The organism is Micromonospora sp. CPCC 205739 (genome assembly GCF_036906795.1).
In the GTDB taxonomy this organism is placed as follows: domain Bacteria; phylum Actinomycetota; class Actinomycetes; order Mycobacteriales; family Micromonosporaceae; genus Micromonospora.
In genome coordinates, this window is the sequence record NZ_JBAKHS010000007.1 from 219,206 (window position 1) to 239,053 (window position 19,848).

Annotated in this window: 13 protein-coding genes; 6 read left to right on the forward strand and 7 right to left on the reverse strand. The window is 68.2% G+C overall.

Annotated features, from left to right (window positions below):
• Window positions 1-95 precede the first annotated feature (95 nt).
• Both V6U88_RS13355 and V6U88_RS13360 read left to right on the forward strand, forming a co-directional pair.
• Window positions 96-917, forward strand: coding sequence for a hypothetical protein (locus V6U88_RS13355; protein WP_334452881.1), 822 nt, complete (start codon window positions 96-98; stop codon window positions 915-917).
• 83 nt (window positions 918-1,000) lie between these two features.
• A complete protein-coding gene (locus V6U88_RS13360) occupies window positions 1,001-2,275 on the forward strand; it encodes a protein NO VEIN domain-containing protein (RefSeq protein WP_334452882.1) in 1,275 nt (424 codons plus the stop codon).
• A gap of 266 nt (window positions 2,276-2,541) precedes the next feature.
• Here V6U88_RS13360 and V6U88_RS13365 read toward each other — a convergent pair whose 3' ends face one another.
• The 5 genes from V6U88_RS13365 to V6U88_RS13385 form a co-directional block, all read right to left on the reverse strand.
• Complete coding sequence (locus tag V6U88_RS13365; RefSeq protein ID WP_334452883.1) at window positions 2,542-3,756, reverse strand: hypothetical protein; 1,215 nt, start codon at window positions 3,754-3,756, stop codon at window positions 2,542-2,544.
• 24 nt (window positions 3,757-3,780) lie between these two features.
• Window positions 3,781-6,768, reverse strand: coding sequence for a hypothetical protein (locus V6U88_RS13370; RefSeq protein WP_334452884.1), 2,988 nt, complete (start codon window positions 6,766-6,768; stop codon window positions 3,781-3,783).
• A gap of 218 nt (window positions 6,769-6,986) precedes the next feature.
• Window positions 6,987-8,225: a hypothetical protein gene (locus V6U88_RS13375; RefSeq protein ID WP_334452885.1), complete on the reverse strand. Its 1,239-nt coding sequence runs from the start codon at window positions 8,223-8,225 to the stop codon at window positions 6,987-6,989.
• Window positions 8,226-8,276: 51 nt separating this feature from the next.
• Window positions 8,277-11,879, reverse strand: a complete 3,603-nt coding sequence (pglX, locus tag V6U88_RS13380) for a BREX-2 system adenine-specific DNA-methyltransferase PglX (RefSeq protein ID WP_334452886.1) — start codon at window positions 11,877-11,879, stop codon at window positions 8,277-8,279.
• Between the two features lie 72 nt (window positions 11,880-11,951).
• The gene (locus tag V6U88_RS13385; RefSeq protein WP_091558877.1) at window positions 11,952-12,191 is read right to left on the reverse strand and encodes a winged helix-turn-helix domain-containing protein; all 240 of its coding nucleotides are present in this window, start codon (window positions 12,189-12,191) and stop codon (window positions 11,952-11,954) included.
• A 313-nt stretch (window positions 12,192-12,504) separates the two neighbouring features.
• On the opposite strand from V6U88_RS13385, the gene V6U88_RS13390 reads away from it, so the two are divergent.
• From V6U88_RS13390 to V6U88_RS13405, 4 genes are all read left to right on the forward strand, one after another.
• Complete coding sequence (locus V6U88_RS13390; protein WP_334452887.1) at window positions 12,505-12,798, forward strand: DivIVA domain-containing protein; 294 nt, start codon at window positions 12,505-12,507, stop codon at window positions 12,796-12,798.
• 2 nt (window positions 12,799-12,800) lie between these two features.
• Window positions 12,801-13,058, forward strand: coding sequence for a hypothetical protein (locus V6U88_RS13395; protein WP_334452888.1), 258 nt, complete (start codon window positions 12,801-12,803; stop codon window positions 13,056-13,058).
• 20 nt (window positions 13,059-13,078) lie between these two features.
• Window positions 13,079-14,113, forward strand: a complete 1,035-nt coding sequence (locus V6U88_RS13400; RefSeq protein ID WP_334452890.1) for an ADP-ribosylglycohydrolase family protein — start codon at window positions 13,079-13,081, stop codon at window positions 14,111-14,113.
• Window positions 14,114-14,419: 306 nt separating this feature from the next.
• Window positions 14,420-14,932 (forward strand): hypothetical protein, encoded by a 513-nt coding sequence (locus V6U88_RS13405; protein ID WP_334452892.1) that lies wholly within the window; start codon window positions 14,420-14,422, stop codon window positions 14,930-14,932.
• 83 nt (window positions 14,933-15,015) lie between these two features.
• Here the strand turns inward: V6U88_RS13405 and V6U88_RS13410 are convergent, their stop codons facing one another.
• Window positions 15,016-15,282, reverse strand: a complete 267-nt coding sequence (locus V6U88_RS13410; protein ID WP_334452894.1) for a hypothetical protein — start codon at window positions 15,280-15,282, stop codon at window positions 15,016-15,018.
• Window positions 15,283-15,384: 102 nt separating this feature from the next.
• On the reverse strand, window positions 15,385-19,815 hold the full coding sequence (gene pglW, locus V6U88_RS13415; protein ID WP_334452897.1) for a BREX system serine/threonine kinase PglW: 4,431 nt from the start codon (window positions 19,813-19,815) through the stop codon (window positions 15,385-15,387).
• Window positions 19,816-19,848: the final 33 nt, after the last annotated feature.

Below are 19,848 nucleotides of genomic sequence, written 5' to 3' on the forward strand. Positions count from 1 at the left end.
CGCTGAGGGTATGAATTGTGCCTTTCGTCGATAAGTGAGAGGCCCACATGTCACGACGTCTGGATGGACGCCTGCGGGGTGGTTAACGTCGGTAGATGGCGGCGGACCTGTCAGCGCTTTCGGAGGACGAGTGCACGCTGTACAACGCGCTGCCCGTGGACGGCTCATCGCGCAGCAACCCGTCGCTGCGCCAATATCTGCACTGGAACAGGAACCGGTACTTCCTGGCGCGTGACGGGCTCGTCGACAAGGGGCTGGTGCTCCGGGGTCGTGGTCGCGGCGGGGTTGTCCGCCGCGCCGAACCGGAAGCCCAGGGCCACACCCATCTGGTCGCCGTCATGGTGGAGGGCGACGCGCCGGATGTCGAGCGGATCGAAGCCGCCATCACCAACGAGTTGAGCCTGTACCCACCGATGCGTGAGGTGATCGAGCGGGACTGGGCCCAGGAGCATCGGCAGGACCTGCTGGCCGTGGAGATCACCGCTCTCGGTGGTAGTCGACCCGACGGCGTCTGGTCCCGTCCGGACATCACCACGGTCGAGGTCAGGACCTTCGAGTACGTGCCGGGCAAGCACCTGGACGTCAACACCTTCGAGATCAAGTCCCCGAACGCGGTGAACGTCCAGGCGGTCTACGAGGCGCTGGCACACCGTCGCGCGGCCACCCGGGCGTACGTCCTGTTCTACATTCCACCGGACCGCGCGGCTTCACTCAGGGATGACGTCGAGGATGTTTCCGCGGCCGCCCGGGCGCACGGCATCGGGGTGGTGACGGCCGGCGACCCGTACGACTACGACACCTGGGAGGAGTTGGAAGAGGCTCGACGTGTCGAGCCGGACCCGGAGAAGCTCAACAGCTTCATCGGTGCCCAGCTCAGCGAACGTACCCGCAGCCTGATCTCCCGCCGACTACGGTGAGGGCCGGTGGCACTGGCCGTCGGTCGCGGCATCTCGGCCGTTCCGAGGATGGTCGCCGGTCGCGGCCGCACGAGGATGGACCAATGCGGGCCGGGGACGCGGATTTCGACGCGGCTGTCGAAGCGACCATCGAGTTGTTGCGAGAGGTGGCAGGGAACTCGCGCACGGAGTCCGACGCGCTGGTCACCTACCGCCAGTTGAGCGAGCGGCTGGCCGAGCGGGGCGTGCACATCGCCTACTACCAGGGTCCGATGCCGCACATCCTCGAGGAGGCCTCCCTCCGGGAACAGGCCGCGGGACGAGCGATGATCTCCGCGCTCGTCGTCCGACAGGGGACGAACGGCCGGCCGTCGGAGCCGGCCGGTGGCTTCTACCGGCTCGCCCGCCGGGTGCCGTTTCAGCGCAGGGGCGACAACCAGCAGATCTGGTGGAACGAACTGCGGCAGGTGCTTGCCGAGAACGCCCGGATGCAGAGCCCACGCGGGGGGCCCGTGACCCTCGACAACCTCGGCGCGTGGATGGTCAAGTGCAACCCCGCCAAGTGGGATCTCGCCACCTTCCTCGACAGCGGTGAGGAGGTGATCACCCGTTGGTCCGTGGTGCCGAGCTACCGCACCAGACTGTTGTCGGAGGGGCAGCGCGTGCTGTTCTGGGTGACCGGCCGAGACGGAACGTACCCGGAGCCCGGTCTGTGGGGCGCCGGCACGGTGCTCGGCTCGGCGTGGCGGCAGGACATCACCGGTGAGAACCCGGGCTTCTGGCTCGATGAGGGGCAGCGCCAGCGGACCCAGCATTTTGCGCCTGTGGACATCCACCTGTTCGAGCGGCCGATCCCCCGTCAAGTGTTGAAGGACGACCCGCGGTTGGCCGGCATGGAGGTTCTCCGTCAACCACAGATGGGCAACCCTCTGGTGGTCAGCAAGGAGGAACTCGCCGTTCTCGACGCCCTCCTGCCGGCGCAACCGCAGCAGATCACGGTCAACCCGTCCGGCGCCGGCTTCGGCAACCCGATCACCAACCGCCTCGTGGAGACCGCCGCCATGGACGCGGTCCGCGTCCACTACGAGGCGATGGGCTGGCAGGTCACGGACGACAGCAGACACTGTTATGGCTGGGACGTCACATGCACGTCGCCGACCGGGACGGTGGACCGGGTGGAGGTCAAGGGCGTCAGCGGGTCGCACCCTAGCGTTCTCCTCACGCGAAACGAGTTCCGTTCCGCCGTGGAGGACCAGGGGTGGCGGCTGGCCGTCGTCACGAAGGCCCTCGTCGCACCTGAGGTCTACTTCTTCGACGCGCAGACCGCGGTAGGCGCGGCCGAGCCCATGGTTTTCCAGGTCGACCTCGGACGATCCTAGCCAATCGTGGGCGCCTGCGGCGAGCCCGAAGGTGGACGACACGGCACCACCTACCATCCGCCCTCGACAATGCACCGCGACACGCCGTTCACCTGCGACGCCCACCTCCGCTGAGGTGAGCCCAGGCGATGAAGAGCCCGACAGACACCCCGACCATCATCAATAGTTTTTCGCTCCGAGAGCCGTTCCCACTGCAAATCCCGTACGCGCATACCACCCCGACGGTCAGGACGATGATGCCGCCGAAGGGTGCGGGGTTGCTGGTTCTACGAGGCACTATCGGGGGCACCTTTCCTGGTTGCGATCACACCTTCAAGAGATCGCGTGAGGCGGTCGGCCGGCACCAGCACGACGTCGCTGTCCGCGCAGATGTCTGCCCACGTCTCGTCTGCGCACTGCGTCACCAACAGAACGGCGCGCACGGTGATGCCGCAGGTCGCAAGACGATGCCGGTATTCGAGCACCTGGCCGAGGCCGAGCCTCAGCTGCTCGACATCGTTGCCGCCGACCATGCTCTTCACCTCGGCGATGAACTGCCGTCCTTCGCCGTCCCGCCAGGCCAGATCGACGTTCACACCCGCAAGCCCAGCCCCTGCCGCAATCCCGGACTGAGCGAGGTGGCCGATCAACTGCCGGCAGAGCCGGTCGTGCTCTTCCACTCCGGCGCGGTACCGGTCCGCGTCGAACGACCGCTGCGTCGGCAGGTCTTCACCGACCGTGGAGCCGATATACGGCAGGTCGAAGCCGACCTCCCCGTCGACCCCTCCCGCGAAGTCGTCGCTGAGGAGGAACTCTGACGCCTGCCATGCCCGTCCCACGACCTCCGGCCGGTAGCGGCCCTCGAAGGAGTAGGGGCCGGCGGCCACCCAGCAGCTCAGCAACCGTAAACCGGCGATGACCGGCGGCTGCCGCAACAGCCAGAGAGCGGTGCCCAGATCCGGGCAGCGGAGGAGGAACTTCTCCTCGGCGAGCGTCTTCGTGCCGTCCTCCAGCACCTCGACGCCACGCCGCCCCCACTCCGCTAGATCGACCGCGCCGACATCCATGGCGAGGCCAATGGGTGCCGCGTGCACCCGGAGCCACACGGCCTCACCTGACTCGTATAGACCGAGGATCTCCAGCACGCCGACCGTCAGCCGCAGCACGGAAGGAGCGGCGTCGTCCAGGTGGGAGAGGATCCAGTACCTGCCCACGGTGTCGGCCGCCTTGGGCACCACCGTCCGCGCCACCCAGCCAGCGAGCGCCCATGCCCGACGCCCTGACTCATCCAGACCGCTCGCCCAGTCATGCTGGAAGCCGACCGGCGGTGGGTCCAGCGGCGCCGGAGCATGGTCGACGAAGACCCAGGCGGCCAGGTCGGCGGGTGCGACGAGCTGCCAGAGCCGGGAGCGGCGCGACGCCAGCATCTCCGTCACCTCGTCCACGTCGGCCACGGTCCACCAGCTCGTGCCGGGCTGCGCCTCCGTCAGATCGGACAACACGACCACCTCCAAGACTCGTCGCAATCAGCGCGCGCGGCGGTGGCGCCGCACGTAGGTGAAGCCCTCAGGAAGGTCCCGGTCCACCAGCTCCGAGGCACGAACGGCGTCCCGGTGGGCGTCGATCTGCTCGGCGGACGCCTGCGCGCCGGCCGGAAGGCGCCGCACGAAGCCCGTCACCCAGTGACCTCGGCGGTGCGGGCGCCATTCGCCGGTGATGTCTCGCTGCGGCGTCACGGCCTGAATCTGCGGGACGTACCGCAGCAGCAGGGTGCGGACATGGCCAGGCCTGGGCGGATACCAGGGGCGACCGTCGTAGTCGACACTGCCTTTTACTCGGTGAAGACGGCCGGCCCGGAGGAGCTGTTCCACCGCTGGACCTATCCGGTCCGCGCGGTGCGGCGGCAGACCGAGTTCCAGGCAGTTCCGCACCAAGGCGTCCTCGGCGAGGATGGCTTCACCGTCCACACTGAGGTAGCCCAGCTTGCGCAACGTCCGCATCACCCAGCTCGCATCGGAGAGGTCCGGAACATCCCGGTCCTGGTCAGCCCCCGGGGCTGTCTCGCGGGTGACGACCTGACGGTCGTAGCGGTGCCGGAACTCCAGGTCGTCTACCCGCTCGGGCTGCGGTAACAGAGCAGTGCGGGCGCTGATGTGAGCGCTGCCCCGCCGCCACCTGAAGGTGACCACCGTCCCTGGCAGGAGGTCCTTCGGCCACCGGATGCCGCCGATCTCCCACTGCCCACCGCGCCGGCGCAAGGTCACGTTCTGCATGGCAGCGGTCGGGGCTGGCCCTCGGTCCCGATGTTCGACCCGAAGCTGCAGTCGTCGTCGGTCCTCCCTCAGTGGAAGCCGACCGTCGGGAAGCACGCACCAACCACCCTGGAGATGCATCCGGTACAGGGCCGTCTGCCACACCAGATCCTCGTCCCGCGGCTTGTCCGACAGCCACCAGGCGTGATCATCTTCCTCCGTCGGGCCCGTCAGCCGAGCGCCCACCGCCCGGCCGAAGTGCTGAGAGATCCGGTCGGCCTCGGCTTGGACTGCCGAACGCGGTTCAGATCCTCGGCCTGCCCGCGACGCGAGGTCGGCGAGGTGTGCGGCAGCGGCCGCCCCGCGGTGACGATCCAGGCAGGAGTCGGTAGCGACCAGGAGTCGCTTCCGATGCCTGATCACCTCGGCCAGCAGTAGCCGCGTGTGGCCCGCGACCGGGAACCCGAGCGCCTCGGGCACGAAACCCGCGCGCAGGACGTGGAGAACCACCTTGGCAGCCCTGTCATCCCGACAGATGACCTGGACATTCGACGTGCCGGTGACAAGGTCGAGCGCGGTACGGCAGATGGCCTGGACGCCGCAGTCTTGCACATCGACCGCCCGGTCGGTGCCGGTTCGCAGTTCGCCTTCCTCGGTCAGCCAGGCGTACCCGAAAATTCCGGTGCTCCGGTCAAAGTCGACGGCCGCAACCGCGGCAAGATAAGCGGAGTCCCGGGGAACCTGCCGCCGTACCGCTTCGCAGACAAACGCCTCGGACCGATCGTCAGCGTCGCTGTCGGAGGGGTTCACCACGCCGACGACGTGCGCCACCTCGGTCGGCACCTGCTCGAGCAGTTCTGGAGAGAGGAAGGCGACGGCCTCATGGGCACTCTGCGGCGGCAGAGTCGATCGTGCCTCCTCGGCGGAACCTTCCCCGGGCCCGGGCTCCCGGGGCTCGCCTTTGGCATTCACGGGCAGGTCCACTGGCTGAAGGCGTGAACGCACGACTTGGGCGACGGACGACGCGCAGCCGGCGTGACCTTCCTTGGGGGACAGCTTCGGGCAGCTCCTTCGGTGCTCTTCGATCGCCCGATCGACGTACCGTGCCAGAGCAGGGTCGGCCTGCCGCACGGCCATTGTCGCCTCGGCTGCGGACTCGGCGCGGGCCTTCGGCACCTTGCGGGCTCGGTGGAGCTGGCTCGCGTGCGCCAGCAGATCCGCCACGATGAGCTGGGCTTCCAGGCAGCGGGCGCTGCCCCGGGCATACGCCTCGCCGGCACGGCGCAGGCGTGGCACCACGCCGTTGCCCCGTCCGCCGGACAGATCGACCTCCAGTGACCGGCGGGCGCGCGCAAGTTCCGTCAAAATCTCTTCGGTGCAGGCCGCCCATTGCTCCGCCACCGCGGGATGCGCCATCGACTGGTCACATTCCCACCGGTTGACCTCCGCTACGGCTTCGCGCGTGAAGTCGGCCCCGTTCAGCTTTCTGAGGCGCTTCACCTCGGCAGGCAGCTCGGAAGTTTGCTTGTCATGCGTCTGCAGCCACGCCCACACGTCGGACGTCGGAGGTTCGAGCGCACCCACCTGCACGCCTCGACGACGCAGCGCCTTCGTGAACGCCTTGTCGAAGGCGTGCGGCGCGACCTGCTGGATGACCAGCGCCTCCACCGGTTCCTCGACTGAACCACCGGGTGCCGGTCGACTCCGGGCATGACAGGCGGCTCGGAACGTCTCGACCGCTTCTTCCCGGCGAAGCGACAGCTTCTCCCGGGTCACGGTCAGCTCCTCGGCGGCACCGCCGCTGAGCTGGGCGATCCGGGCCTCCACATCGACAAGCAGCTCCGCGTACCTGATCGCGGCAATGGAGGGAGGCTCACCGGCACGCCGGCGGTGAAGCTCCTGCTCGGATGGGGAAAGCTGCTTACCCTCCGCGACCGATCGATGCATGGCGGCGAGCCACACCATGTCCCGGGGCAGCGGGCTGGAGGTCCACTGCGTCTCGGGCTGTGCTCGGGCGGTGGGTACCCGGGGTGCCGGCGTCCGTGCCGTGCCGGCCTGCGGCGCCGCCTGCTGTCCGTAACAACCGCCGCAGAGCAGCTGGGACCAGTCGCCCGAAACCGTCACGACGGAGCTGGACATGTTGGTGCGACGGCAGGTCACGCAGCGGAACGTCAGCGGCTTGTTGAGCGTGTACCGCTGCAGCTTTCCCAGCGTGGCGTGCACTTTCCTGATCTGGTACCCGGAGGGGGGTCGTGATGCCATCCTGCCTTCCTCGGCAACGAGACTTCTCACGTACGGGTGTCCCTGACGCGCCCTCACAAGGTGGGCGGGTCAGGGGCCAGGAACGGGTGACTCAGTTATCGGGCTTACCGCAATCGAGGGTCTGGGCGGGGTCTCATTCCGCCGGCCTCCCGCGGCGCACGGCGGGCTGCGGTTCAGTTCCTACCGGAGAGTCCACGTGGCTGACGGTCGGCGTCCACTCAGTCTTCCTCGTCGTCCCCGCGCCGACGGAGCGTTCGCTCGGCGATCCGGCTGGAGAGCTTGCCCGTCGCCCACTTGGCCCGGCCGAGGGTCTCGTTGCCAAGGCGCTTGGCGGCACCAACGCCGTCTGCTCCTGTCTCGAGCGCCTTGTCCCTCGCTTCCTTGGCCGCGTCCGTCCATCGTCTCGCCTCTGCTGACTCTCGAGCGCGCTCGATCCCGAGCCGCCCGTGGAAGTCGACGACGGCGATCGAGACATGGTTGCTCGACTGCACCACAGCCGGGGAGTCCATCGGATTCAGCAGCACCTTGGTGTTGGCCCTGCCCGCGGCCGCGTCCATGCGGGCCATCAGGCGCTCGGTGCACCGTGAGATGAGTTCCAGCCGGTTCTGCCGGGCAGCCTTCAGTCCGAGACGATGCCCGTCCAACTCCCCCGGAGACGCGTCCAGCACCCGGTCGAGTTCAAGTACGGCGATCGCGTCCTGCAACTGGAAGCAGCGAGCCAGGACAGCGAGCCACTCCTGGGCCTTGGACTCCGCTTCCTTGGCCGCCTTGGCGAGATCACCGATCGTGGTCTTGCCCTCCAGCTTCTCCGCGAGCGCGTCGAGTTGACGCAACGCGTACGCCTGGGTTTCTGCGATCGTCGCCGGCGCACCCTGCACCTTCGACCACGTGATCTCGTCGACCCGGCCCCGCTGCTCCCGGATGGTCATGGACTCCTCGATGACGAAGCCCACTCCGATCATGCGGGCCAACACGGCATCCTTCTGGGCGCGGAGCACATCGTCGACCTTCTCGTCGATCGTGGCGAGATAGTCGGTGATCTCCTTCATGCTCTGTTGCATCGCAAGCTGAGCCATGATTCCCGCGGCACCAGCCAGCATCGCCGGGTTGCCCGCAATCGCCCCCGGCGCCTTTGAGATCTGGAGCCAGGACTTGATCGAGCCCGGCTGCCCCACCATCGCATGACTGACGCCCGGCGTCTTGCTCTGCATCAGCCCGTATTTATGGACGACCTGCGCGGACTCCTTGGTCAGCTGCACCCAGCGACCCGAGTGGGCGGCAATCGCGGAACCTGCCTGTGCGGCTGCAGCCCCGGCACTGAGGACAGATCCGAGCCGGGGCAGTCCGAGGTCCTTCGACGGCAGTCCCTCAGAGACGAGGAAGCGTTCGACAGCCGCCGCATCTCCGATGACCGCCAGCCCGTCGCCGTCACTGATCAGCTGAATCTCGTTATCCACAGTCGGCTCCTGAGGTTCGGGAAGGGTGAACAGCGACGCCCTCTGCGATGCTCATTGCTTCGCCCTGCGGCCACGGGTGGCCTTGGCCGGGCGCCACGAGGTGAGCGCCTCGTCGGTGAGGTGCAGGCGGTTGGTGGTCTCGGCGAGGAAGCCGGCGTAGATGTCCGCCGGAGAGGCACCCCACTCCGGGTCGAACTCGCCGTGCCACTGGCGTACCCAGGGAAGGATCTCCCGCAACCCCGCGACCAACGGCAACAGCCGGTCGGCGGCCCAGCCGTCCTCCTGCTCGCGGGCGACGATCAGGGTCGCGAGGGCCTGGGCCTGCTCGCGGTGGTCCCAGCCGGCCCAGCCGACCAGCAGCGACGGGTCACCGTCGCGGCTGGCACCCGGGTAGGAGACGAATCGCTCCTTGGGTACGTCGAGCTTGCCCCGGTGTTTCCAGAAGCTGGTCTTGAGGAAGTCCGCCGAGGTGTACTTCGGCGGCACCGGGATCTGCTTGCGGAACTCCCGCTTCGCCGCCTCGTCGGGCAGCGCGTCCTCCTGCCGCTGCAGGTCCCACACCTGCTCCCAGTCGGCGCGCTTACTCAGCCCGGAGTCCTTGTAGCGCAGCGCGGCCAGGTGCGGCACGTGCTCGTCGGCGACCAGGTCGGCGACCACCTTGCCGAGATCCTGACCGGGCGCGTAGAGGTTGGAGACGGTGAGCACATCGGCGTCGCGGCGCAGCTCGTCGGCGAGCTGGGCGGTGGTCAACGGGCGCGGCTGCTCCAACCCGTCGACGTGGTGGTACCACAGCTCCCGCGCCTCGCACCGGTCCAGCAGCCAGTCGCGCAGCGCCTTCGCCTGCATCGCGTCCCAGCCCTCGGTGGCCCAGCGCCGCTTGCACTCCGGCCGCTCGATCAGCCCGATGTTCCGGTTACCCTCGATGACCGCGATCCGCCGCTCCACCACCGCCCGGTACTCATCCGACCAGTGCGCCGGTAGCTCTGTGACGGCTTCAAAATCGTGACTAGGGTGCTTGAACCACGCCGTCTCCGCCTCACCGGCGGCGACCTTGCGGGCGAGCACGATCTCGAACGTCCGCTCCCCCAGCTTCAGCTCGGGCACCGAGTCGACCGGCACGGAGAGTTTCTCGTCCAGCAGCCCGTAGAGCGAGTAGACCTGCCAGTCCAACTCCTCCTGCAACCCGATCATCCGCGCCCGAACCGAGTGCCACTCGTCGCGAGCGGCGGCCAGACGCTCGCGGGTAGGAACCCCAGAAGCTGCGACCGCCGCCCAGGTTACCGTGGCGAGCCGCTGCGCCAGCCGGTCGATCTCCCGGCTCAATTCCAGCGGGTACGCCGACGGTAGCGGAAACTCTAGGAGCTTTGTGCCGGTGAACTCGTAGAACGAATACCAAGGTTCGGGGCTCCATCGATTTCCACCGCCGCTAGAGTTATCCGCGCCAGTCTTCGCATGGCTCACCTGCTTAAGCCAGAAACAGGCCACCGAACTGTTTAGTACGCCGAGCAGGCGCAGGTGATCGTCCTCCGACGCCCCCTCCGCCAACTTGATCACCGGCGCCGAACGATTGAAGACCTTCCCACCTCGGTCCAGCACAAACTGGTTGTGGGTAGCTACGAAGGCAAACGCAATGGAGAGCGGAACGCGGAGTTTGCTGGTGTAATTTTCAAGGTGCTCGTACCAAGGCCGCCCCTGCTGCGAAAGGGTTCGTCCGAAGATCACGCGGCTCTGGAGAAGCCGCCGGACCGGCCATAGAGTGAACGAGGGAAGAGGGTGGCCTGGTTCAACGACCGCCGTTTGCGCCGCATTGGAATAGGGTGAGCGAGTGACCGGGGGGGGAACAATTTCGTAGTCCCGAACGCACTCTCCGGTGACGAACGGCCGAATGTACTCGAGTTCGTTAAAACGACGTGCCGTAGCCTGATTCGGCAGCACCCACGCATCGTCTTCGCCGACGACCGTCGTTCGGCCAATGGCGTCGATCGCCTGCATTAGCTTTTCCGGCCGACGCTCAAGTTGCGCGAGAAGGCCGTCCGCACCGCCGCCACTCAAACTCCATGGAAAGGACGCCAAACGCTCCCTCGGCAGGTCAGCTACGCTGATCCACTCGGATTCGGAGCCGACGCGGTCAACCTGAGTGACGATCGCTTGCCAGACCTGACCCTTGCGCGGGTCAAGCGGGGTGTTTGGCTCACCACGTACACCCATCACAGCACGGATAGTTGTTGCTCGACCTCGCTTGGCATTTCGTCCAGCCAGGATCACCGTCGGGGTTCCATGACCTGGGATATAGGCACCCGAGGTGTCAATGACCCGGGTCAAGTCAATCTCATTGGTGAAATAGTCCTCGATCAGCCTCTTGCCAAACTCTCGCTTCATGAAGGAGTTGGCGGTGATCTGGCCGACATATCCAGAATTGCGGCCGTCCGTGTCAGCGTTCTTGGCGAGTTGGAAGAATCGTTGAATGAAGGGGACCGAAAGCGCGTATTGCTTATAGCATGCGCTATAAATTTCTCGGTACAAATCATTGAGGCGTCTGTCTTTAACAGTAATGTACGGTGGGTTGCCTACGACTACGTGGTAGCCACCCTCTTTGAGAATGCCCGGGTGCTCGTGCAGATCTTCAGTCGCGTAATGGAATCCCGCCAACTCGTCAGTTCCGCCGCCGAAAAGATCGAGCTGCCGAGCCTTGATGAGGGAGTCGCCGACGGCCAGGTGCAATGGGAAGGCGTAGCTGGCCGTGTCGGCCAGGGTCTTGAGGTGGCAGGCGCGTAGGGCGGCGACCAGGAGGCGGAAGCGGGCAATGGCGACGGCGAAAGGATTGATGTCAACACCGTGGACGGCGTCCAGGGCGAGGCGTACCCGCTCGTGGGGGTCGCGGTTGGGGGCGTGCTGCTCCCACTCCTTGAGTAGGCGGTGGAACGCGCCGAGGACGAAGTGCCCCGATCCGCAGGTCGGGTCGATCATCTTGGCCACGTCGTGGCCGAACTCGTCGATCGCCGGGGTGAGGGTCAGATCGAGGATGAACTCCTCGACGAACTCCGGGGTCTGGAGCAGGGCGTAGGTCTTGCGGGCCGCCTCGGAGAGGTCCTGGTAGAGGTCGCCGAGAAAGCGGGTGTCCCACTCCGGTTCGGTGAAGTTGTGGACCAGGCCGCCGCTTTCGCCGCGCCGACGCCAGAAGCTGATCAGCTCCTTGGCCGCGTCATGGGAAATGTCGATCTGGTAGAGCGGGTTGTGCCGCTTGTCGAAGAGCGCCTTGCCGGCCTGGGTGCTGGCGATGGCGTCGAAGCCCTGCTCCAGCCAGCCGCGCAGGGTCTCCTCGGGCCGCTCGCGGAAGAACTGCGCCTCGGCCTCCTCGGCCAGCACGAGGCGGTCCCCCGGCCCGGCGAGGTAGGGGTCGGGCAGCAAGCCGTTGTCCTCGCAGAAGCGAACGAAGACAGTGCCGAGCACCCAGGCGACGGCGACCTGGGTGACGCGCTCGTCCCGCCAGGCCGCCCATGTGGCGGCGGTACGCCCGACCTTGAAGGCGTGGTCGTACTCGTCACGCAGTCGGAGGCGCACCTCCTCGACCGATTCGGCCTGCTCCCGCAGGTCCTTTTCCAGATTCTTGACCTGCTTCTGCAGGTCGGACAAGAGCAGCTTCCGGTCGATCACGCGACGACTCTAGCTGTCCCGCGTACGGGACGGAGGTACCCGTAAGGGCCAATCTGCCCGACGGGTCGCTACCTACGGCTCCCGCATCCAGGTCTTCGGGTCGGTGACGAAGACGCCCTTGCCCTGCTGCCGGCGGATCACCCGCAGCGCTTCGAGGCGGACGTAGGCCAACTGCACGGTCCCGTAGCTGACACCGTAGTCGGCGCGCGTCTCGGTGATCGACGGCAGCCGGTCACCGGGCTTCAGCTTCCCCGACCTCACGTCGGCCATCACGTCGTCGGCAATACGCAGATATTCGGCTGATTCGGGCATGTCACTCCTCGCGTGGCAACCCGAATTCGATCACAGCTCGACTCACTAAACAACGTGCTTTGACTTCCCTGTGTTCCCTAGTTATGTTTGTCCCGAGCCGCTCCTCGCGTGGCAACGAGTTCGGCTCATCCCCCTGGTCGGGGCGGGTGCGCGTGCCCGTCCCGACCCACCGGACTGCTCCGCTGTCGTACCGCTGATCAGAGCTGCGGCGGCGGAGCGGGCGGGCCGCCCGCAGCCGGCGTGCGGACGGCCCGCCCTTCCAGACCCACTGCAAGGACCTTCCCCGCTTCCGCCTGCACAGGAGAGGAACGACGTGGCCCAGGTGTATCGAGGTGGCCAGCTCTACGGGACCGGTCGCCCGGCCCGGTTGACCCCACACGAGGTGCGGACCCGCACCTTCGACCCGCGCCGCCGTGGCGCCGACCCCGATCAGGTACGCGACTTCCAGGCCCTGGTCGCCGACGAGCTGGCCGACCTGCACCAGCAGGTACGCCTGCTCAGCCAGGAGAACGACCGGATCAAGCGGGCGCTGCGCGACTGGCAGACCATGCACGCCCGGGAGTGCCGGCCGCCGCAGGAGTACCGCACCAACGAGGGCCACTGGTAGCCGTGCGCCCCTCCCCCGGTGACCTGCTGATCATCGACGGCCGGGCCTCAGTGCAGTTCGCCGGGGAGCGGGCGCTGATGTTGAACGTCGTCTCGGTCTGCGATCGGCCGACGTACGCCGGCTGGGTCTGGCTGACCGGCTACGTCATCAACCGCGCCGGCCGCGCCACCGCCAAGCGCGAGGTCTACGTCCAGTTCGCCGGCCTCCGCCGCGCCTCCACCCTGAACGCGCGACCGTCAGGGGCAGCAATCTTGTCGTAAGCGTCCCTATGCTCTTTCAAATGACGAGGGTGACGCCGCAGCAACTCGCGGCCACGCGAGGTTGCATGCTCGGGCTGATGCTGGGTGACGCGATCGGCGCCGCCGGCAGCACGGTCCCGTCTGCCGGAACGCTACGGGCCACGAGTGCCGGCCAACTTGCCTGCTTCACCGTCGAGGGCCTGGTCCGCGCCCATGTACGCGGGATGCACAAGGGGATATGCCACCCACCCGGCCAGGTCTGGCACGCCTACGTCCGCTGGGCTACGATGCAGAGGATCTCCGGCGTAAGGCGGTGGCAGGAAACGGACTGGCCAGACGGCTGGCTTGCCCAAGTCCCGGCACTGAGGGAGCGGCGGGGCTCCGCGCCTGCGACGGTGACTGCCCTCCAGGGCGGAGAGGCTGGCACGCTGGAAAAGCCGGGCGGCACCAGCATCGGCGCACACGGTCTCACCCGCAGCCTGCCCGCTGGACTGTGCACCTGGTGGGTGTCGCCGGGAGAGTTGGGTGCAAGCATCGCGGCCCTCAGCCACTCCGGCGATGCTGCGGCGGCAGCCGCACTTGGCGCCGCGATGATCCACCTGATTGGCTCTGGCCACACCATAGTGGGGGCGGCCATGAGGGCTCGCAGTGTTCCTCACGGAAGCTGGCGCGACACAACCGCTGATCTGCTGGCACCCGCGCTGGCCGCCGCCGAAGCAAAACCTCGTCAGCCGTCGGAACTCGCCCGCCTCGCACCGGATGCCACAGCCCAGTCAGCGCTGCTCGGTGGGGTTTATGTCGCTGCGTCGTTCGCTGGTCGAGAGCAGGTCAGGGAGGCGCTGCTGTTCGCTGCCGCGACGGGCGCCAAGCACGCCGCAACAGTCGCAGGCGCACTGCTGGGCGCTGCCCACGGCCCGGACGCGCTACCCGTCGACTGGATGTCCCGAATGGAACTGGCGTGGGTAGCCGATACGCTGGCCCGCGATCTGGTTACCCAGGTCGCGAATAGCCCCTCCGGAGCCGAGTACGTGGAGGCAACCGATCCGCACTGGTGGGAACGCTACCCCGGCTGGTGATAGTGGCCGGTGCAAAGTCATCCTTGATGCCGTCCCGGACATCTGACGCCAGCGTTGCCGCAAGCCGAAGCGAGGGTAACCATGCCAAACAGGCCAGACCTCACCCTGTTTGTTGCATACGATGTCTCCACGGTAATTATCGCAACCCAGCCTTTGCGCATAAGGCGGAGAAGCGCTATTCGCAGGGACCACGGCAACGTTATCGAGTTCGAGCTATTAGCGTTTGCACAGATAAGGCGCATCGAAAGCAAGACCAGGACTACGGCGGCAGCCGGCCAGGTCCTACTTTCCGACCAGGCTGACCGCATGGAATTCCTTGGCGCGCTCGACACGATGATGCGGATTCGGGCGACATTGCCACTGCTTGATAGCATGGTGGATCCTCAATACGGCGACCTGATGCTCGCGCGCGCCCTGTGGCAGCTGGCAGAGCTACTTGACCGCCGACAGGAGATTCGCAGGGTCAGGGATCGCTTGATACAAATGGACTACAGTGACCTTCCGGCAGATAGCCTCGCCGTTTTTCGCATTCTCGCACAGATTGACCAAGTGCGCGACCTGTGGAGCGACAACAATGGCAGGATCGAGAAGGTCCTAGCAGATCTGCGAGCGACACTTGAATCCAGCAGCCGGTTTATCCGAGAGAGGAGGGCAGAGTCGTCTGTGAACCAGACCCTTCAGGAGATCGAAACGACTCTCCTGAATCTGGCCATCACAGCCCCTCCTCATCATCCCGACGCCAGTGAAAACCTGTCCGAAACGACCATTGCAGTTCTAAATGCCTATAAGGAATTGTCCAGACAGTACGGTACCGAATGACTCAGCCATTCATGGCAGCCAGAGAATATCGGTGCTCGCGCATCTATGGCACCCTCCGTTAAGGGCTGTTTCGGACAGCGGGACTACGCGCAGTGCGCACAGGGCTGCAGACGACCACCGACGTCGTCATGTGCCCAGCGTTCAAGTTCGGGGAGGTGGCCGCAGATCTTGATGTAGTCGGTCGTCCAACTGCGACCTTCTGTCGAAAGCTCCGTGATCCATTTGCAGCTGGCCCGATGCAGGATCAGGTAGCTGGGGCTGGGGCTGCGGCTACTGTTCACGACGTACCCCTCTGGGTTGCTGGAGACCCAGCTCAGGTAAGCCTCATCGTCATCCTTGAAGCGCTGCATAGGGCCAGGATGAACCGTCATAGCGCCGGTGGGAAGGCCCGACCGCGTCGCCGGGCGTTGGTCGTGCCGTCCTGCGGCCGACTAGATGATCGGGGGCACGACCTATGACGGACTACCCACCGCGCTGCGGTGGGCGTTGACGACCCAGGCGTCCGGCAGACCGATCCACTCGTTGTCGCCCACCCGCACCACCGCACCGTCCAGCTTCGGCAGCAGCGCCGGGTCCTCCATCGGGCAGAGCAGCCACATGCCCCCCGCCCCACTCCGCGCCGCGTCGGCCAGCTCGTAGAGCCGCTCCATCGCTCGGTACCGGGCCAGCACCGCCGCGTCGTGCAGCAGCACCGGCCCCGCCTCGGCCGACAGTTCGGCGCGCAGCTCCGGCGCGGCCAACTGCCACGCCCGCTCGACGTACTCCCCGAGCTTGATCGCCCCCCGGGAGCCGGGCGGCGCGATGTCCGCCCCGACCACCGTCTCCCAGGTCGGCTTGGGGTGCGCGTCGACCAGGGCGTGCAGGTGGTCGAGGAAGCGGGCCGCGACGTTGACCGGCCGGGCGTCGAAGCGCCGGGCCAGCTCCTCCCGCGCCAGGCCGTACCGCGACAGACGTACCGTCAGCGCCCGGAACCCGCCCGCGGACCTCGCGCCGGTCAGCCGCTCCTCGGCCCGCATCGCCGCCGCCAGCTCCGGCGACTCGGCCGTCCACCGGCTCGGCGCGACGGTAACCGACGGGCGCCGCTGCATGATCGACATGGAGGACGAGGCGTTGCGGGGCGGCAACGGCACGTACCGGTCGCGGTCCCAGCGCAGCTCGAAGCCGGCCTCGGCGAGCAGCCGGTCCAGCTTCGGGTGCGGGGGCAGCGGGTCCAGCTCCGGGAAGCGCGTCCGCACCCGCTGAGTCACCTGCTCCGGCGTCAGCCCGCGGCCCCCCTCTGTCGAGGTCGCCGGAGGCACCACGCCGGCCTGGGCCAGCCGCAGCGCGCGTACCGGATCGAGGTCGCGCGGGTAGAGCTCCAGCCGCGCGGTCGCGGCGGCGCGCTCCGAGGCCGCCGCGGCCAGCAGCACGCGTCGCCGCTCGTCGATGACGTCGGCCGCGCCGCCGGGCGCGGCGACCGCCGCGAGGGTACGCAGCACCGTCGCCGGACTGGGTAGCACCTCGCTGGCGGCGAGCTTGTCGGCGGCCCGGCCGAGCGCATCGGCGTAGTCGAGCAGCGCCGGCGCGGCCGGAGTGTCCGGCGCGTCGTCCTCGCCCGCCTCCAGGGCCACCAGCAGCCGGTCACCACGCGGGTGTGGCTTGCCGTTGATGTCGGCGCGGGCATGCCGGCGCAGCAGCAGGCGCGGCTCGTCGGCGAGCGCGTCGACCTCCACGGCGGCCCGCACCGCGGCGACCGCCACCGCGAGCCGCAGCGCGTCCCCGGTACGCACCGAGCCGCGGCTGCTCAGCAGGGCCGCGGCCAGCTCGGCAACGCCCATCACCCGGCCGCCGTCGCGCAGCAGCTCGATGATCTGGGTACGCACGCTGCCGACCACCGGGATGTCGTGCCATCGCTTGCGCTGCTTGCCGAGGATCTGCGCGATCCGGGCGGGAGTGACACCGAGCGGCTTGGCCACCTGCGGGTGCTGCGGCCACAGCGGCAGGTCCGGTAGGACGCCGGTGGCGTCGGGCAGGTGCAGCGCCAGCCGGGTGGCCTCGATGTCGTTGGGGTTGCGGCTGGCCGGGACGAGCAGCGTGGCGATCGCGTCCAGGCCGACGCGTACCAGATCGGGGTCGCCGTCCCCGGCGGCGGCCTCGGAGGCCACCGCCTCCGTCGCGGCCTTGCGGGCGGCGGGCGTGGTGGGGATGGTCTCCCGCTCCCCCAGCCGGCCGCGCCACTCCTTCACCCGGCGTTGCAGCTCCTGGCGGGTCTTGGCGCCCAGGCCGGGCAGGTGGGCGAGCTTGTTGGCGACGGTGAGCAGCTCGCCGACGGTGCTGGCGTCGAGGCGGTGGGCGGCAGAGACCGCGCGCGGGGTGAGCCCGGCCGCCTCCAGGGCCGTGGCCCGGGTCGCCTTGGTGGCGGCCTCGTCGCGGGCCGCCTCGGCGGCCTTCTCGTCCGGCTCGTCGGCCTCGATCTCGGGGTGGTCGGTGCCCACCGGGGCGCTCGCGTCGGAGCGGCGGAACACCTGCTGCCAGGCGTCGCGCATGTCCTTGAGCGAGGTGAACCGCTGGCGGTGGTCGCGGTGTAGTGCGCGCTGGAAGAAGTCCGCCAGGTCGTCGCGGATGGCCGGGTCGAACGCCTCGACGGCCAGCACCGGCGGGCCCTCGGTCAGCTGCGGCTCGGTGCCACCGTCACCCCAGACGGGCAGCTCGCCGGAGGCCATCTCGTGCAGGGTGACCCCGAGGGCGTACCACTCGGCGTGCTTGTCGTAGCCGGGGCGGGTGGCGGTGCCGAGGAACGGGTCGAGGTAGCGGGGGGTGCCGGCGGTGATCTCCTTGACCGAGACGCCGGCCAGGGAGAAGTCGAAGAGCACCAGCTGCTTGGTGCGGTTGGGGCGCACCCGGATGGCGATGTTGTCCGGCTTGATGTCCCGGTGGTAGACGCCCTCCCCCTCCAGGTAGTCCAGGGCGCCGAACAGGTAGTCGCTGTAGGTCTCCAGCTCGTCGACGGTGAGCCGGCCGTCGTCGCGCAGCTTGCGGGCCAGGGTGCGGTCCCCGGCGTGCTCGAGCACGACGACCGTGCGGTTGCCGATCTGCAGCGGCTCCGGCCGGGCCAGCCGAATCACCCGCGAGTCGGTGAGCGGCCCGAGGACCCTCGCCTCATGTGCCAGGCGGGCGCCCTTCTCGTCGGAGAGCCCGACCTTGAGCACCTCCTCCCGCCGGGTGCGCTCGTTGAAGCCGAGGAACGCCCGGCAGGTCGAGCCGGTACCGAGACTGCGGACGATCTTCCACTCGCCGACCCGGTCGCCGCCGCGCGCCTCGAGGGGGTCGACCTGCTCGGGCTCCGGCTCCTCCGGGTGCACCGACTTCGGCGGCGGTGCGGTCAACTCCTCCTCGACCACCTGGAGCATCTCGACGAACTCGGCCACGGTGGTGAGGCGCTGGGTCGGCACCGGGGCGGTGGCCGCCTGAATCAGCTCGTCGGCGAACTCGGTGATCCCGTCGGCGATCGCGGAGGCGCGCAGCCCGTTGTCCCGCGCGAGCCGGGTGAGCAGTTCGGCACGCTTCGCCGCCGGCGGCTGGCCGGTCAGGATCAGGTAGCTCAACGCGCCGAGGCCGAAGACGTCCATCGCGACCGCGTCCGGCTTCGGCGCGGTCAGCTCCGGCGCGAGGTACGCCTCGGCCGAACGCTCGATGTGCGAGGCCGCGTGCGTGGACAGGGTGACCGGATCGCCGCTGCTGCCCCCGCCGCTCCCGTCGACACCACGGGTCGCCGCCTGCCAGTCGCTGATCTGCAGCTGCGGAGTCAGCCACGCCTCGTCCTCGCTGCCACCCCGCCGCTGTCGTCCCGGGCTGACCAGGACGCTGCGCGCCGACAGGGCGCGATGGTGCAACCGCCGGCGGTGCGCGTACGCGACCGTCTCCGCGAGCTGGCGGATCATCGCCAGGCGGCTCAACGCGTCGAGGCGCTCGCCGTACTGGGCCATGTAGTGGTCGAGGCGGATCGAGCGGGGGTCGTACCGGAAGATCAACGCCGGCCCGGCCTCGTGCGACTCCATCGAGTCCACCTGGACGATGCCGGGGTGGTTGATGCCGTGCATCACCTGCATCTCGCGCTTGGCGGCGCGTTCGATGCTGGCCCGCTCGGCCTGCACCGCGTTGCGCTCGACCAGGTAGATCCGGACCCGGCGGCGCTCCCGCTCCAGGTCACTGTGCCGGGCCTCGTGGTCCTGCCAGGTCGGGCCGACATCGAACGGACGGGGCTCCAGCTTCCACGCGCCGATCTGGTAGTGCCGCCGGCTGCGGGCGATGCCGACCTCTTCCAGCAGGTCCGGCAACGCCGCCGACATCTCCTTGGTGACCCGCTGCTGCTCGTCCTGCGGCGGGCGCTGCAGGAACGAGCCGATGGTCGGCAACTGGCCCGGCTGGTGGCCGGGCGTCGGCTCGGGCCCGTAGACGCCGTGCAGGTGGTGATCGGAGAGCCCGATGTGCAGCCCCGGCCTCGACAGGAACACCGCCGCCTGCACGAACGGGATCCGGACCTTCGCCCCCTTCCGGCGTCCGGCGGCGACCTGGAGCAGCGACTTGAGCTTCTTCGCCTTCGCGTCGGCCAGGTGCAGGGGGTTCTCGAAGACCCGGGTCTTGTTCGGCCCGTTCAGGATCCAGTTGGAGCCGCTGGAGATCAGCCGGCCGGTCAGGCTCTTGATCTCGATCAGGTAGAGCCCGCCCGGACCGGCGACCAGCAGGTCAACCTCGTAGGGGTGACCGGTCTGCGCGGTGAAGGTGAAGTTGGACCACGCCCGGTATGGCTCCGTGTCCGGCAGCAGCGCCTGGACGTGCGCCAGCGCCTCCCGCTCGTGCGCGAACTGCGACGGCGTGATCGTGGTCCACCGGCCCTCCTGCATGGCAGAGATCCTAGGGCCAGGTGAGCAGGACGG